The sequence below is a fragment of the Paenibacillus sp. FSL H7-0737 genome (genome assembly GCF_000758545.1).
Classification (GTDB): domain Bacteria; phylum Bacillota; class Bacilli; order Paenibacillales; family Paenibacillaceae; genus Paenibacillus_AQ.
On record NZ_CP009279.1, the window covers coordinates 3,022,491 to 3,037,985 of the forward strand.

Here is a 15,495-nt window from a genome sequence, read left to right on the forward strand (position 1 = left end):
GCTCAACACAAAGTATCTATTAAAGTCTTTTCAATATATCGAACTAATTGTTTCGTATCGTTGTGACAGCGCTGATTTTGTTTCTTTATCATGTAGACATCGTTATTGACCTGGAACTGATCAATAGGAATGATCTTGAGTTGTTTACTATACAACTCTTTTTTTATGGACATATAAGGGAGAAAGGCGAGACCATGTCCTCTAATGGCAGCAAGCTTTACCGCCTCAAGAGAGTCTAGATTAAAGAGTATATTTAATTTAAGCTCGCCCACTGACACTGCATTCAAAGCTCTTTGCACACAATGAAGCTGTGAGGACCAGATTAAAGGATAATTCGGGAGCTCAGTCAATGTGATTTTATCAGGGCAAACGGTCGTATTGCTTGCCACCAACATAACTTGATCTGAAAATACCATATGTGACCTTAATTCGGATTTTGGAGAGGGACCGGAAATAAACCCGATATCACCTTCTTCAAGAAGTAAACGTTCTTCTACTAAGGACGATGCCCCTTCATTTAAAGTGATATGGCAATTGGGAAAATGTTTTTTTACCTCATACAAGGTACAAGGGAGAGCATAATTACAGACCTCCGGAATTGCATAAATAGACAGCTCTTGTTGTGTTGGCTGTAAATGATTGATTTCTGTGATCATATCATCATACAATTTACAGATTTGCTCCACGTACTTCTCCGCAATAATCCCTGCTTCGGTTAGGCTAGCGCCTTTATTACTTCTCACAAAAAGTTCAGAACCTAGGGTATTCTCCCATGATTTCAACTGCTGACTAAGTGCGGATTGGGTGATATGAGATTTCTGAGCGGCTTTAGATATACTTTTTAACGATGCGATATCTAAAAATAATTTAAGCGTTTCCATATTCATACCTATTCCTCCTGTTGCCCGCTGTTAGTGCACACTATAGCATACTTGATTACGCTCCATCTGTGCCATTAGTAACACTTATACAGCATAAAGAAAGCAGATAACCACAGCACAAATAAGTATGTTACTATTTTCACATAGTCAATTACATAAAAACGATGGAGGTGTTAGACTATGGGGCAAACCGTAAGTCCCGAAACGAGATCAACCCGAACCAGAGCTCCTAGAAAACCTAAAAAGAGTCAGTTGCCCATCGCGTTGCTGGTCACAGCTCTCATTATTGGGTTTGGTTTTTTCCTAGACCATTCCCACGATAAAATGGTTGTCTACCTGCTTTTCGGTATTTCGTTTGGCGTTATTTTACAAAGATCACGTTTCTGCTTTACTGCATCACTTAGAGATCCCTGTATTACAGGCAGCACATCAGTTACAAGAGCGGTTCTGATTGCATTTTCTCTCGCTACGATCGGATTTACAGCCATTAAGTATCCAGCGTTCCTGGAAGGTAAACCGATTCCTGGGATGGACAATGTGGGTCAGATCAGCTTAGCTTTGATCATTGGTGCTGTATTATTCGGAATTGGCATGGTTATCGCGGGTGGATGCGCTTCGGGTACATTAATGCGTGTAGGTGAAGGATTCACGATGCAGATGCTTTCACTTGTGTTTTTTGTCATTGGTTCACTTTGGGGATCACATGATATGGGTTGGTGGAGAGCTAACGTTATAAAGGATGCACCAACTGTATTTTTACCAGACGTCTTTGGTTGGCTTGGAGCACTGGTTGTTCAGTTCCTGATTATTCTTCTGTTATACATTGCAGCTGTTAAATGGCAAGAGAAAAAGATGGGAAGCGCAGATTAGTTTAGATTATCACGTGAATATTTTCACTATTGTTATTCCAAAAAAATATAAAGGTGGTTTTTAAAATGGCTGAATTTACACTTGATTGCATGGGAGAAGCTTGTCCGGTTCCGTTAATGAGAACAGAAAAGAAAATGACTGAACTCAATGTAGGTGATGTACTAGTAGTAGCTATTGATCATAGCTGCGCAATGAAGAACGTTCCAGAATGGGCGAGAAAACAGGGACATAATGTGGAAATCGAAGAGGTTGATGATGGCGAATGGGAAGTTGTTATTGAGAAGGTAAAATAAGATCGGTTACTAGGAAAGGACGGTGAAGGAAACGGTGAACGAATTCTGGTTGAAGATATCGTCTAACCGCTTTTACAAGCAATTGCTCAAAGAACCGTTTACTTATGTAACTGGAGCTGTACTTCTCGCTGTGTTCGCTACAGCACATCTGGCTGTTTTCTCAAAAGGATGGGGAGTAACCAGCGCCTTCGCGGACTGGGGAGCTTGGGCGTATCGACTGGTAGGAGGAAATGTAGATAACTGGGCTTACTTTAGTACGGAGAAAGCTCAAAAAACATTATCTTCCGGATTTTTAAATGATGGTGGGTCCATTCGAAATGTAGGGATTATCTTAGGTGCATTAGCAGCGACATTGTTTGCTTCCGAGTTCAAGCTTAAGAAAATTAAGTCCAAAAAGCAGGTTGTAGCAGCGGTACTTGGCGGATTGCTCATGGGGTACGGAGCTAGACTGGCTAATGGATGTAATATTGGTGCATTGTTTACGGCTATAGCTTCCTTATCGCTTTCAGGATGGATATTTGGATTGTTCCTGCTGGTTGGCGCATTTATAGGCAGTAAATTATTAGCCAAATTCTTTATGTAAAAGTGAAATAGGCTGAGCTTGTAGCGCTGACGAGAGTCAGCCTATTTTATTAAGGCACAGACTCACAGGAGGGACAAAAGGAATGGAAAAGAAGACAGAACAGTATGATGTCGTCATTATCGGTGGCGGGGCTGCTGGTTTAACAGCGGGAATCTATTGTGGACGTGCAAAATTAAAGACTCTCCTCTTGGAAAAATCACTGGTAGGTGGTCTTGCCACTTATACTAATGAAATAGAAAATTATCCTGGTTTTCCTGAAGGATCGACCGGTACAGACCTTATGGGATTATTTCATAAACAAGCTAAGAAATTTGGTGTGGATTTTAAAATGACAGATGTAAAATCTGTTTCGGTAGCGGAAGATATTAAGGTAGTGGAGACCTTTCGGCTTCGTTATGAGTGCAAGGTCATTATTATAGCCAGTGGGGGAAAACCAAGAATTACCGGGGCAGCTAATGAAGATATGTTCTTATATGATAAAGGAATTTCTTTCTGTGCAACCTGTGACGCTGCAGCAAATACGGGAAAGACGGTTATGGTTGTTGGCAGTGGTGATGCAGCTATTGAAGAAGGAATGTTTCTGACCAAGTTTGCAGATAAAGTAATCGTTTCTGTTATGCATGATCATGGGAAAATGGATTGTAATGAAATTGCCAAAACGCAGGCACTAGAAAACCCTAAAATGGAATTCATGTGGAATACGGTGGTAAGCTCTTTCGAAGGTGAGGAACGTTTGAATTCCGTCGTCCTGAAAAATTTAAAATCTAATGAACTGCAAAACGTAAAGGTTGATTCATGTTTCTTATTTATTGGATATACCCCGAACACAGAAATTTTATCAGGTGTAGTTGAGTTGAATCGAAATGGATATGTCCTAGTCAATGAAAAAATGGAAACAAATATACCTGGTGTGTTCGCAGCAGGCGATGTATGTGATAAGTTCCTTAAGCAAGTGGCTACAGCTGTTGGCGATGGTGCCATTGCAGGGTATGGTGCAGAGAAGTATATCTCTGAATGTGAGACCTATGAGCATCAAATTCTAAATCAAGGAAAACCATCCGTTGTTTATTTATGGAATGCAACTGATCCTTCTTGTCGGGAGCTATTACCACTCATTGAGGCGTTTGAACAATCCCATACTGAGATCAGGGTCACAAAGGTAGATGTATATAAGTCACCCGGACTTGCTGCCAAGCTGGGAATAGATTCAGTACCTTCTATAGTTTATCTAGATGATGGAAAGATCCAAAGGGTAATTACAGATAAGATAAGTGATAACATATTGAATGCTCTAACGAATTGATGGAAAAGCCCTATGCAGATATCTCTGCATAGGGCTTTTTTTAATTATGCTTTTATTAATTGGACGAGCTATTTCAAGAAAGTGTCAAAGTATCAATAATAGTTGTTTTGTCATATACCTTTGAAAGCGCTTAGATATTAAGATTAATTCATAAGATAGCAAATCAACGGAGGGAGAGTAGAGGAGAACCAAGGCTGCAAAAAGAGAGAAAGCCATGAAAGATGCTTTATTTATAAGAATCTAGGTTTAGGAGGACTTACATATGGCGAACGCAAGCGTCGCACCAGACAAGACATCAAGACCGAATATCGGCAAGCATCGGACCAGCGGGATAAGACGCTTTTTTAAGCAAATAGATCTGCAGCTTATGGTATTGCCAGCACTTGTTTTAGTTTTTATTTTTGCCTATATCCCCATGTACGGTATTCTAATCGCTTTTCAAGATTACAAGTTAGGTAATAGTTTTATTAGCAGTGATTGGGTTGGATTAAAGCACTTTATTTACTTCTTTAATGCTCCTGAATTTGAAGTGGTTATGAAAAATACAATCATAATCAGCTTACTGAAGTTCTGTTTTGGATTTCCTGCACCGATTATTTTGGCGTTAATGCTGAACGAAGTTCGTAAGATGTTCTTTAAACGGGTTATTCAGACCGTTACATACTTGCCTCACTTCTTATCTTGGGTGGTTATCGGCTCGATGGTTACCTCGATGCTATCCGTAGATAATGGCAGTATAAATATGCTGCTTGAGAAATTGAGATTTATCGATGAACCGATTAACTTCCTGTCTATGACCGAATATTTCTGGGGCATTTTAGTTACAACCAATGTGTGGAAGGAAATTGGATTTGCCTCAATCGTTTACTTAGCTGCCATTGCTGGTATTGATCCGCACTTATACGAAGCTGCTTCGATGGATGGTGCGAGTCGCTTTAAACAGATATATTTGATTACGTTGCCTTCCATTATGCCAGTTGTGATCATCTTTATGATTTTGGCGATCGGTAATCTGGTGAATGCAGGATTTGAAGATATTTTGATCCTTGCTTCCAATCCGGCTCTACGAGAGGTATCAGATTCAGTTGATGTATATGTTGTACGTGTCGGTATAGATAACTTCAGGTACTCCTATGCGACTGCTATCGGATTGTTCAAGGCCGTTATCAGTGTGACATTACTTACCTTTGCAAATTTCATTGCCAGAAGAGCGGGAAACAGCTTGTGGTAATGAATTACTCAATATAGGGGGACTGAATTATGAAACGTACTAACATAGGAGACCGATTGTTTATTGGATTCATATATGTATTCTTGACCTTACTGGCATTCTCCGCGTTTTATCCATTTTGGAATTCACTTGTGATTTCTTTTAATGAGGGGATGGATACTTCCAAAGGCGGAATTACTTTCTGGGTCCGTGAGTTCACGCTTGAGAATTATAAGATCGTATTTGAAGATTCTCGTTTAATGGGTGGATTCGTCATTGCAACATTGCGGACGGTAATTGGTACAGTAACAGCGATATTGGCCACTTCGATATTTGCTTATGGGATGTCGAAGCGCGAACTAATGGGTCGCAAATACTACATGATTATGTGTATCATTACAATGTATTTCGGTGGGGGACTCATTCCGTCATACATGCTTATCAGAAGTTTAGGCCTCTTCAACTCATTTTGGGTGTTTATTATTCCTGCACTTGTCAGCGTATGGAATATGATCATATTCCGGACCTTCTTCCAAGGTCTTCCGCAAGGTTTAGAGGAGTCAGCAAAAATTGATGGCTGCGGATACTGGGGAACTTTTCTCCGAATCGTACTTCCCTTGTCAGGGCCTGTCATCGCAACATTATCATTGTTCACAGCAGTCAATCACTGGAATGAGTGGTTCGTAGCGAGTATTTACATTACGAAAGAGGAGTTAATGCCGATTCAGACCATCTTGAGACAGATATTGTTCTCTAATATTGCTTCAGAACAGCTGTCTAATGTAGATGCAAGTTCCATTGCTCATATTAACTCAGCCAAGAAAATAACGTCGAAGTCATTAACGATGGCTACGATCATGGTTGCAACCATTCCGATTGTATGTGTATACCCATTCCTACAAAGATTTTTCGTTAAAGGTGTCTTGGTCGGATCATTGAAAGAGTAGGATGATAGAATGAGATGGGGTTTAGAGCATATTGCTTTGAACATAGATTACAAATTGAAAGGGGAAAATACATTGAAGACTAAGAGAAAGATGCTTCTCGGAACGTTGTCTACCTTGCTATTGTCGACTGTGGTGGCGGGTTGTGGTGGCAACAATTCAAGCGCTCCAGCTGCAACTGCTGAACCAGTGAAAGAAGGAGGAACAGCGGTTAACACAGCAACTGAAGCTCCAGCGGCTGATTTGTATGAGTTAGGGAAAGAACCGCTTGAAGTATCATTCTACGGAAACTACGGCTGGTATCAAATGCCGAAATGGGGCAAAGATGCTGCTTCTAAATGGATTTTAGATAATTTGAAAATCAATGTCACTGGAATTAGCTCTGGTGGTAATAATGCTCAGAAGCTGCAAACGATGATCGTTGGTAATGAGCTACCGGATATTGTATGGACTGAGAAAGGTGCTGACGTAGAGCGTCTTCGTCAAGCGGATATGCTAGTTCCTTTGGATGAATACATTGATAAATATCCAAACTTTAAAAAGTACTTAACAGCTGGACATTTGGAATTGCTTCGTTCTCCTGATGGTAAAATCTATCAGCTGCCGAATTATTATACAACACAGCCAAACGGTAATGCCGGTTATGCGATCAATAAGAAAATTTACAAAGAACTCGGTTCTCCTAAGCTAGAGACTACGGATGATTTGTATGCTTACTTAAATGCTGTTAAAGCGAAGTTCCCAGATGTTATTCCGTTTGAGACTGGCTTAGCGAAAGATGGTAACGGTATTGACCAGTTGTTCTCCTCTTTTAAAGAGAATAACCTTTCGTATACTAGAATATATGCTGTACCTGATGGCGACAAAATGGCTTCCATTTACAAAGATGAAGGGTTCCGTGAGTCCGTTGTCTTTGGTGCTAAATTAATGCGTGAGAAGCTTATGACACAGGATGCGAATACCCAAACAGAAGACCAAATCAGAGAGAAAGCGATGAACGGTAAGTTCGCTGTGATTGCGACATTCGATCCGATGAAGTTGCTCGCTACTGCTGATGAAGAGATGAAGAAGAAAAATCCGGAAGATGGTTATATGTTTATTAAACCAATCTACAAACCGGGCTTGGATCAAAGTAAAATCACTCCGGGAACGTACAATCAGTTAGGCTGGAACGTGGCTACAATCACTAAAAACGCTAAAAATCCAGAAGCTGTATTCGCAATGCTTGATTGGATGACAGGTGCAGAAGGTTCTATGGTTCTGAACTGGGGCCCTCCAGGACCAGACGCTTACTGGGATGGCTTTGAAGCAGATGGACTTACTCCTAAATTTAATAAAGATAAATATCTAAATGAGCCAGAAGCATTGTCTGAAATCAGCGGTAAGGCTGGTGACTTGGTTTGGGTAGGAAACACGGTTTTCTTGGATAATACGAAGAAAATGATGTTGCAAACCCTTCCAGCTGATAAGATCGACTTTAGTAACCGTTGGCAGATGGAAGTAACGTGGGCTTCACAAGGCGACTTTACGGAGTTCCTAAACTGGGATCCGGCTCCAGACAGTGAAGAAGGTATTATCAGACAAAGCGTTAGAGATATCTGGCTAACTGCTAGAGCGAAATCAATGTATGCTAAGACCGATGCAGAAGCATTAGCCATTCTTGACAAAGCACATGATGATTCCATGAAGGTTGGTTATGAGAAATTCCTTGATTATGTTACAAAAGTATGGACAGAAAACAAGAAAGCTTTAGGAAAATAATAATTAGTAATACGAAGGTTTGCTACTAGGCAAGCCTTCGTTTTTACGTTGTATTCCGATGACTCATTGTTTATAGGCTGGTAGACAAATTTATGAATGGTATACTGGGAAAGAGTAATGGTAGAATTTACAGGGACAGATTTATGCATTTCAAAGGGGGACTTGTTGATGTACAACGTATTATTAGTAGACGATGAGATGCTGGATCTAGAAGGTATGAGACAATTTATTCCTTGGAATGAGCTTGGTATGGAAGTTGTAGAGGCAGCAAATAACGCGTTTACCGCGTGCGATATTTTAGATCAGCATGTTATTGATATTATCGTAAGCGATGTGAATATGCCGAATATGTCGGGCCTTGAGCTGGCTCGAATTGCTATAGAGAAAAAAAAGGATATACGCGTGATATTTGTAAGCGGTTACCAAGATTTTAGCTATGTTAAGCAAGCACTGTCACTAAAGGCGTATAGCTACGTCCTTAAGCCAATGGATGATAGCGAACTCATTGCTGCACTTCAGAAAGTAAGGCAGGATTTAGACGATGAACGTAAACGACGTGATGTTGAAGAAGCCTATCAGCATATGATTCCAATGGCCAAAAATGATTTGTTGATACGCTTATTCGAAGGGGAATGGGAAGGGGAAGAGGGTAGCCAGGCCGGAATGTTGTCGCTTGTGAAGTCATACGGTCTGGATAAGCTGAATTGGCCTGTTCGTGTAGCTGTCTTGGAGCTTGACTACTTCAACTGGCTTCAAGGACAGGATAATCTATCTAAACATCAAATGGCTAAGGACTTCCTTTATGAAGTGAATAGAATAGGTCAGAAGCACGGAATGCCACATTGCTACAAGGTATCGTCCTATCGGATTGCATTATTGATTAACGAGCAGGAAATGGAAAAGTTCACTGAAGATATTTACGCCTCGATTCGTGCGAAGTTTCCAGTCACAATGACTGTAGGTGTAGGCAAACCAACATTTTCTATGGAACAGATTCATATCTCCTATCGACAAGCTATGGAAGCTGTGGACGGAAAAATGTTTATTGGCAAAGGCAATCTAATAATGTATGAGACCGTTAGCAGTGAACCAGGGATGATCGATGCTCGTATGTTAGATACCCGTATGGATACGCTGTTTAAAGCGGTGAAAGAGTATGAGCTAGTTCTTATTTATGATGAGATTGACAAGTTATTCCGCTCTGTAAGTAGTTTGAGATCCAAATTCACTATTCATAATCTGGCAATGTATATCATTTGGAAGCTGGATCAGCAGTTAAAGGATGTTAGTGAGGATTTATTTGAAATTTTAGGTATGGAAATACATAGTTTAGATGTTTTACACCAATTCGATACGATCAGTGATATTCGCTCGTGGCTCGTACTCAAAACGTTTGAGATCTCCGAGTACCTGCGTAGTAAATCAGATTCAGTGAACCATAAATTGATTAGAGAAATCATTCAAACGATGCAGGATAGAATGAGCGATAACTTTACGCTTAAAGATATTGCGCAGCAGTTCTCTTTCTCCCCTAACTATTTGGGCTATCTATTCAAAGAGGAAACAGGGAAAACGTTCAGTGAAGTGCTTACACAGCTTCGAATGGATCAAGCAGGCAAGCTTTTAAAAGATCCGACCTGCAAAATCTATGAAATCGCTAGCAAGGTAGGCTATCGGTATCTCCCTTATTTCAGCAGACAGTTCAAAGAGGCTTATGGTATGACACCTATGGAGTATCGTAAGCGCGACAAGTGATGGGGGATGATGTTCTATGAAATTACGAAGAAGACATAAGTATGTGCCGATTGGTTATAAGTTAATGCTGACGTATATGTTTTTTATTATTATTCCTATATCCTTGATAGGGTTCGTCTCTCATTCCATGTATAATGATTCATTACGCGAACATATCAATACGAATATTAAAGGAACGTTATTGCAGATTCGTGACAATATTGATTATAAAATGGACGAAGTTACTCGAATATCAACGCAATTATACAGTGATTTTGATTTTTATCGGAATCTTCGGAGTTATGAGGAAGGCTGGGAAAATTACGATCGGATGTCTAAGAAGGTGCTGCCAAAGCTTGACGTAGCTATTCAATCTACTGGTGTGAAGATAGGGATGTCGCTATTCTTAAAGAATGAATCGATCCCTGAGATCTATTCGAATTCACTTGAGGGCTATTTGGATAATAGTAGCTTTTATCATCTCTACCACATGAAACGGATTGAAGGTAAGTCCTGGTATTATGATTTTCCAACTGAAAAATACGCTGAAACTATGAAATGGTGGCAGATCGAGAGTGATGTAGAGAATAATCGCATCTCGTTACTCCGTAGACTAATTGATACATACGAGCCTCTTAAGCCTAAAGAGATAGGATTCCTGCGGATTAATGTAAGGATTCCAGATCTATTTGACAGTGTCAATTATACGAAGATAGGAAAAGGAAGTAATTTAATTATAAAGAATGAGTTTGGAAGAACGATGTATCAATCGGGTGAATTACCGGAGAACTATACTAATGAAGCCGAGCTAAATAAGGATTACCTGACGATTAAAGAAACGATTATGGTTGCTAACCAAGCATGGCAATTAATCGCGCTTGTTCCGATTGCAATCCTTGAAAAGGATGCAATGAAGGTACGTTTGTTTATTATTTTAATGTGTCTCATATGCTGTGTGGTTTTTAGCTTTGTAGGTATATTTATATCCCGTTATTTTTCGATTCGGATTAATAAGTTCGTATATGTGCTTAATGCCTATCGGGAAGGTGATCTTCACAAGCGTATTAAATATCGAGGGAAGGATGAATTCTCTCAGATAGCAACCGCACTGAATGATATGGGTGAAAATATTGATATGTTGATTAAAGAGGTATATCTGACGCAGCTCCAGAAGAAGGAAGCGGAGCTTGAAATCCTACAATCGCAAATCAACCCACATTTTCTGTACAATACTTTGTCGTCTATTATTCAATTAGCCAAGTTTGGTCAAAATGAGAAGCTGCAGAAGATGGTGATGGAATTAGCGAAGTTTTACCGCTTAACGCTTAATGAGGGCCGTACGATGATCCCGGTTCCAACTGAAATTGAGCAAGCAAACGCCTATTTAGAAATCCAGAAAATTAAATACGGTGACCGCTTAGAGGTTCTGTTTGATTTTGATACTGAGATCTGGCCTTATGAGACCATTAAACTGATTCTACAACCCTTTATCGAGAACGTCCTGAAGCATGCTTGGTGCGGCGATCACATTCATTTACGGATTGTAGGACGTAAGGAAGGCGATAATATTCTCTTCCGTATTATTGACGATGGTATTGGCATCAGACAAGAGCGTATTGATCAAATTTTCGATTCGAAGGGACACACAAATACAGGTTATGGCGTCCGTAATGTGGATCAACGGATTAAGCTGCAATATGGACCTGAGTATGGCGTAAGTATTTTTAGTCGTGTCGGAATTGGAACATCAGTTCAGATCCTGATTCCTGCCAAAAAAAGAAAGTAAGCGGTATAGCAGTGATGATGTAGAGAAGGGGTCATTAAGCTAGTTATCGCTAGCTTAATGACCCCTTTGATTGTTCAAGTGATCGTTAGAAACCTTTGTATTGAGGTTCTTCTGACTCTAATTCGGTTACCCGATTTTCAACCTGTGTAACGATTTGTTGCGTTTGCTCAGCTGCATTTGTGAATAAAGTTTTTGCACTTTCGTTTTGTGTTTCAAGTGCAAATTGCTCCAAGCTCGCTTGAGCGCCTTTTAAAGAAGATAAACATGTTTTAACTTGTGAGGCTACTGTCATTAGGTTTCTCTCCTCTGTTTTAAGTTTCTAGCATGACGTTTTCTATTGTCCTCAACCGTTACTTTAGTTATGCAGGAAAAAAATAGAAGCTTTACATGTTAACCGATTTCCATAAATAAGTAGTCTAATTCAGGATTGAATGGACCTTTTTTGACAAATAATGAGTGTTAATAAACAAGTGTTGATTTAAAAAAGGAGGAAAATTGTGATGCCGGAGTGGTTGGAGGTTGTAGTACGAACACTCTTTGCTGTGGTTGTGCTTTTCTTTTTAACTAAATTACTGGGGAAGAGACAAGTATCGCAGCTTTCGTTCTTCGAGTATATTACGGGGATAACCGTCGGCAGCTTAGCCGCCTATATTTCTTTGGATACGGATAAGTATTGGCATTTAGGACTCATTGCACTGATTGTATGGGTCGCTTGTTCTTTAGGAATTGAATGGCTTCAGATGAAGAGTAAAAAAGCAAGAGACTTCATTGACTTTAAGTCCACCGTTCTTATAAAAGACGGGAAAATACTTGAAGATCATATGAAAAAGGAACGTTTAACAACAGATGAATTATTGGAAGAGCTACGTAAAAAGGATGTATTCAATATATCTGAAGTGGAATTTGCGATTATGGAGTCTGATGGAGCGATTAATGTTCTGCTTAAGAAGGAGTATCTCCCTCTATCGGCAAAAGACCTGGGTGTGAAGGTTGCCCCACAGAAAGAGTCACAAGCCGTCATTATGGATGGGAAAGTATTAGATAAACCGTTAGATACCTTAAATCTGACTCGCAGCTGGCTTGATGGAGCGCTAGAGAAAATGGGGCTAACCGTCGAGAATGTATTTCTCGCTCAAGTTGATTCTTATGGAGAGCTGACAGTCGATTTGTATGCCGACAACTTTAAAGTTCCACAGCCACAAGATAAACCACAATTATATGCTTTGCTAAAAAAATGTGAAGCGGATCTGGAAATGTTCAGTTTGTCGACAGAAAATGAAAAAGCTAAAAAAATGTACGAACAATGCTCAGAGCAATTGCAAGCATCTTTGAAAGTACTAAAGCCTTTAATCCAAAGTTGATGTGCTACAAAGCTCATACCCAAAAGCAAGAAAGAACCGATTTTTCACATCGGTTCTTTTTTTCGTATACAGCTGAATGGAGTAGGAAGTATAAACCTCGTAAACAATTGGCAAACTAAGCCAGATTCGCAAGTCACAACCAAGGAGGTATACAGCCTATGTCAGGAATTCTAGAAACTATTAAAGATCAACTGGAGGGATGCAGTGATGCGGTGTATCAGTCCATTTCTGTTCATGGGCACACATGTCTTTTGATCTATATCCCTTCCATCATCGATTCTAAGACACTTCATGAAAGTATTGCTTTACCGCTAAAAACAGAAGCAGAAGCAAAGCTCGAATGGGCGAATTTTTTAGAACGGTTAGATCAAGGAATTGTTTTTCCTATCCAATATCTCAAGGCATTTGACTTACAGAAGGTCGTAGATATGATCGTTGCTGGAAAAGTAGTGCTTTGTATAGAGGATCTTCCTTATGTTTATTATTTTGAAATTACCCAATATCAAAAAAGATCAGTGACCGAATCACAAAACGAACTTGTTGTGATTGGTCCCCAAGAGGCTTTCATTGAAGATATTGAAACGAATCTCTCTTTGATTCGACATAAAATTAAACATCCGGATCTAAAAACCATTCATTATTCGATTGGTAAATATACAAAAACTGATGTGTATGTGGTCTACATTGAAGGACTTTACAAAAAAGAAGTTCTTGAAGAGATAAAACAGAAACTAAATGAAATAGATATCGACGGGATACTAGGGATTAGTTATATATCAGAATATTTAAGGGATGGTAATCTCACGCCATTTCCGTTATTTCAATATACAGAACGTCCTGATTCGGTGGCTGCTTCTTTAATGGAAGGCCGAATCGGAATCTTACAAGATGGCACACCTACTGCAATGCTCGCTCCGACATCTTTTTTCACCATGCTGCAATCCTCTGAGGATTATTACCAAAGCTTTTATGCAGCAAGCTGGATTCGTGTTGTTAGATTTCTGTTCTCAATCATATCCATGATTCTTCCATCACTTTATGTAGCGATTACAACCTTTCATCCTCAAATCATTCCACCAAACCTGTTAATTACAATTGCTTCTGCGAGAGAGAACATTCCTTTCTCAGCGCTTACCGAGGCTTTAATTATGGAGCTTACCTTTGAAGCGCTTAGAGAAGCCGGGACTAGAATTCCGAAACCTGTAGGACAGACGGTTTCAATTATTGGGGGTATCGTTATTGGTCAGGCTGCGGTCCAAGCAGGAATTGTATCTGCTCCAATGGTTATTGTTGTTTCTATTACTGGAATTGCCACCTACATCATTCCACATTATGAGCTAGGTCTGACTTTCCGGCTACTTCGTTTCCCGTTACTCGTTATGGGTGGAACAATGGGGCTGCTCGGGGTATATATTACAGCTTTTTTGATTTACGGTCATTTAGCTAATTTAAGACCGTTAGGTGCTCCATATTTGCAACCCGTTGCCCCACTTGTGTTACGGGACTGGAAGGATACATTAGCTCGTTTTCCCTCGAACTTTATGACGAAACGCAGCAATCTCTATACTGATAGGAATAAAAGGAGACAGAAAGAGAAATGAGAATCCTGAAGATAGGAGTGATTGTAATCCTGCTCCTAAATATAACAGGTTGTTGGTCGTCGAAGGTTGAGTTGGATGAACTAACATTTGTATATGGAATGTTTATCGATGAAGGCAAAGAACCAAATACTGTTGAAATTACGATTAACTCACCCTTGCCCAATCGTCTTAACGCAGCTGGACAACCTTCAAATGGCGGTGGAGGAGACGGTAATACTTATTCTACCGTCTCTAAGACCGCAGAAACGATTGCAGATGCCATGCTGTTAATACAAAAAGACTTAACACGTCAGCTTAGTCTTGCTCAATTAAAAGTAATTGTCTTAGGGAAGACCTTTGCTGAACAAGGAATCAGCGAACTACTATTATGGATTGAAAGAGAACCAAGTCTTCCTCTGGGTGCTTTTGTTATGGCTAGTCCGGGAAGTGCAAAAGAGATGAATACTTTAACACCTATTTACGAGCAAATACCCTCGGATGTACTAAGGAACTTTGGATCAGAGAGATATTTGTTTTCTACTACGATTAAGGATTGCCTGTATGCAGAGGCATCCGGTGTTGGATTTGCTATAAACAATCTTTCATTTGGTAAAAAAGAAGAAACATCTAAAGATGGAAAACCGGAATTCTGGGCAGGAATCCAAGGGGCAATGCTGTTTCAAAAAGATAAGATGAAAGGAGTTCTTAAGCTTAAAGAGGGAAGGGCATTAGCTTGGGCGGCAGGCAGTCTTAAGCTGGCAGTTTACTCCGTCGATTGGGATGAGGGAAAAAGCGCCGCAAGTGTTGTATTTGTAAGCACAAAATCATCAAAGAAGTTAAATAAAACGGATAAGGGTCCTGTGTTTACAGTGAATTTAAAGGGGAAAGCTAGTGTAATTTATTTAAGGGATCCTAAGAATAGGGATGCAGAGGAACTCGGCCAAATTATCATTGCGAAGCTTAAAGAGAAAGTCTCTGATAATCTTAACGAAGCTATTCGTAATACCCAAAAAGCAGGTGCCGATGTTCTGCAACTCGGATTGTTACTAGAATGGAACGATCCAAAGCAATGGAAACAGCTTAGAGAGCGGTGGGATAATTATTATGCTCAAGAGGCTGATATTAAAGTGAAGACAGATTTTAGCATTGTGGATTTTGGAACAGCAAAATAAGACGTTTAGAGGGAGAA

Annotated in this window: 14 protein-coding genes; 12 read left to right on the forward strand and 2 right to left on the reverse strand. The window is 39.9% G+C overall.

What is annotated here, in order from left to right:
- Positions 1-2: 2 nt before the first annotated feature.
- On the reverse strand, positions 3-887 hold the full coding sequence (locus H70737_RS13110) for a LysR family transcriptional regulator (protein ID WP_042187844.1): 885 nt from the start codon (positions 885-887) through the stop codon (positions 3-5).
- 174 nt (positions 888-1,061) lie between these two features.
- Here H70737_RS13110 and H70737_RS13115 point away from each other — a divergent pair, with 174 nt between their 5' ends.
- From H70737_RS13115 to H70737_RS13155, 9 genes are all read left to right on the forward strand, one after another.
- Entirely contained in the window at positions 1,062-1,751 is a 690-nt protein-coding gene (locus tag H70737_RS13115) for a YeeE/YedE thiosulfate transporter family protein (RefSeq protein WP_042187846.1), read from the forward strand.
- 65 nt (positions 1,752-1,816) lie between these two features.
- A complete protein-coding gene (locus tag H70737_RS13120; protein ID WP_036678256.1) occupies positions 1,817-2,044 on the forward strand; it encodes a sulfurtransferase TusA family protein in 228 nt (75 codons plus the stop codon).
- A 22-nt stretch (positions 2,045-2,066) separates the two neighbouring features.
- Positions 2,067-2,627 (forward strand): YeeE/YedE thiosulfate transporter family protein, encoded by a 561-nt coding sequence (locus tag H70737_RS13125; protein WP_231573440.1) that lies wholly within the window; start codon positions 2,067-2,069, stop codon positions 2,625-2,627.
- 82 nt (positions 2,628-2,709) lie between these two features.
- Positions 2,710-3,930, forward strand: a complete 1,221-nt coding sequence (locus H70737_RS13130; RefSeq protein WP_042187848.1) for an FAD-dependent oxidoreductase — start codon at positions 2,710-2,712, stop codon at positions 3,928-3,930.
- Positions 3,931-4,192: 262 nt separating this feature from the next.
- On the forward strand, positions 4,193-5,161 hold the full coding sequence (locus tag H70737_RS13135) for an ABC transporter permease (RefSeq protein ID WP_042187850.1): 969 nt from the start codon (positions 4,193-4,195) through the stop codon (positions 5,159-5,161).
- Between the two features lie 29 nt (positions 5,162-5,190).
- Positions 5,191-6,087, forward strand: coding sequence for a carbohydrate ABC transporter permease (locus H70737_RS13140; protein ID WP_042127373.1), 897 nt, complete (start codon positions 5,191-5,193; stop codon positions 6,085-6,087).
- Positions 6,088-6,159: 72 nt separating this feature from the next.
- Positions 6,160-7,845, forward strand: a complete 1,686-nt coding sequence (locus H70737_RS13145; protein WP_052404491.1) for an extracellular solute-binding protein — start codon at positions 6,160-6,162, stop codon at positions 7,843-7,845.
- A 168-nt stretch (positions 7,846-8,013) separates the two neighbouring features.
- Positions 8,014-9,600: a response regulator transcription factor gene (locus tag H70737_RS13150; protein WP_042187852.1), complete on the forward strand. Its 1,587-nt coding sequence runs from the start codon at positions 8,014-8,016 to the stop codon at positions 9,598-9,600.
- A 16-nt stretch (positions 9,601-9,616) separates the two neighbouring features.
- Complete coding sequence (locus tag H70737_RS13155) at positions 9,617-11,365, forward strand: sensor histidine kinase (RefSeq protein ID WP_042187854.1); 1,749 nt, start codon at positions 9,617-9,619, stop codon at positions 11,363-11,365.
- 85 nt (positions 11,366-11,450) lie between these two features.
- Here H70737_RS13155 and H70737_RS13160 read toward each other — a convergent pair whose 3' ends face one another.
- Positions 11,451-11,657 (reverse strand): DUF1657 domain-containing protein, encoded by a 207-nt coding sequence (locus tag H70737_RS13160; protein WP_036678243.1) that lies wholly within the window; start codon positions 11,655-11,657, stop codon positions 11,451-11,453.
- A 208-nt stretch (positions 11,658-11,865) separates the two neighbouring features.
- Here H70737_RS13160 and H70737_RS13165 point away from each other — a divergent pair, with 208 nt between their 5' ends.
- From H70737_RS13165 to H70737_RS13175, 3 genes are all read left to right on the forward strand, one after another.
- A complete protein-coding gene (locus tag H70737_RS13165) occupies positions 11,866-12,726 on the forward strand; it encodes a DUF421 domain-containing protein (RefSeq protein ID WP_042187856.1) in 861 nt (286 codons plus the stop codon).
- Positions 12,727-12,884: 158 nt separating this feature from the next.
- Entirely contained in the window at positions 12,885-14,327 is a 1,443-nt protein-coding gene (locus H70737_RS13170; RefSeq protein WP_042187858.1) for a spore germination protein, read from the forward strand.
- Positions 14,324-15,478 (forward strand): Ger(x)C family spore germination protein, encoded by a 1,155-nt coding sequence (locus H70737_RS13175; RefSeq protein ID WP_042187860.1) that lies wholly within the window; start codon positions 14,324-14,326, stop codon positions 15,476-15,478. Before H70737_RS13170 ends, H70737_RS13175 begins: the two co-directional genes overlap by 4 nt.
- Positions 15,479-15,495 lie beyond the last annotated feature (17 nt).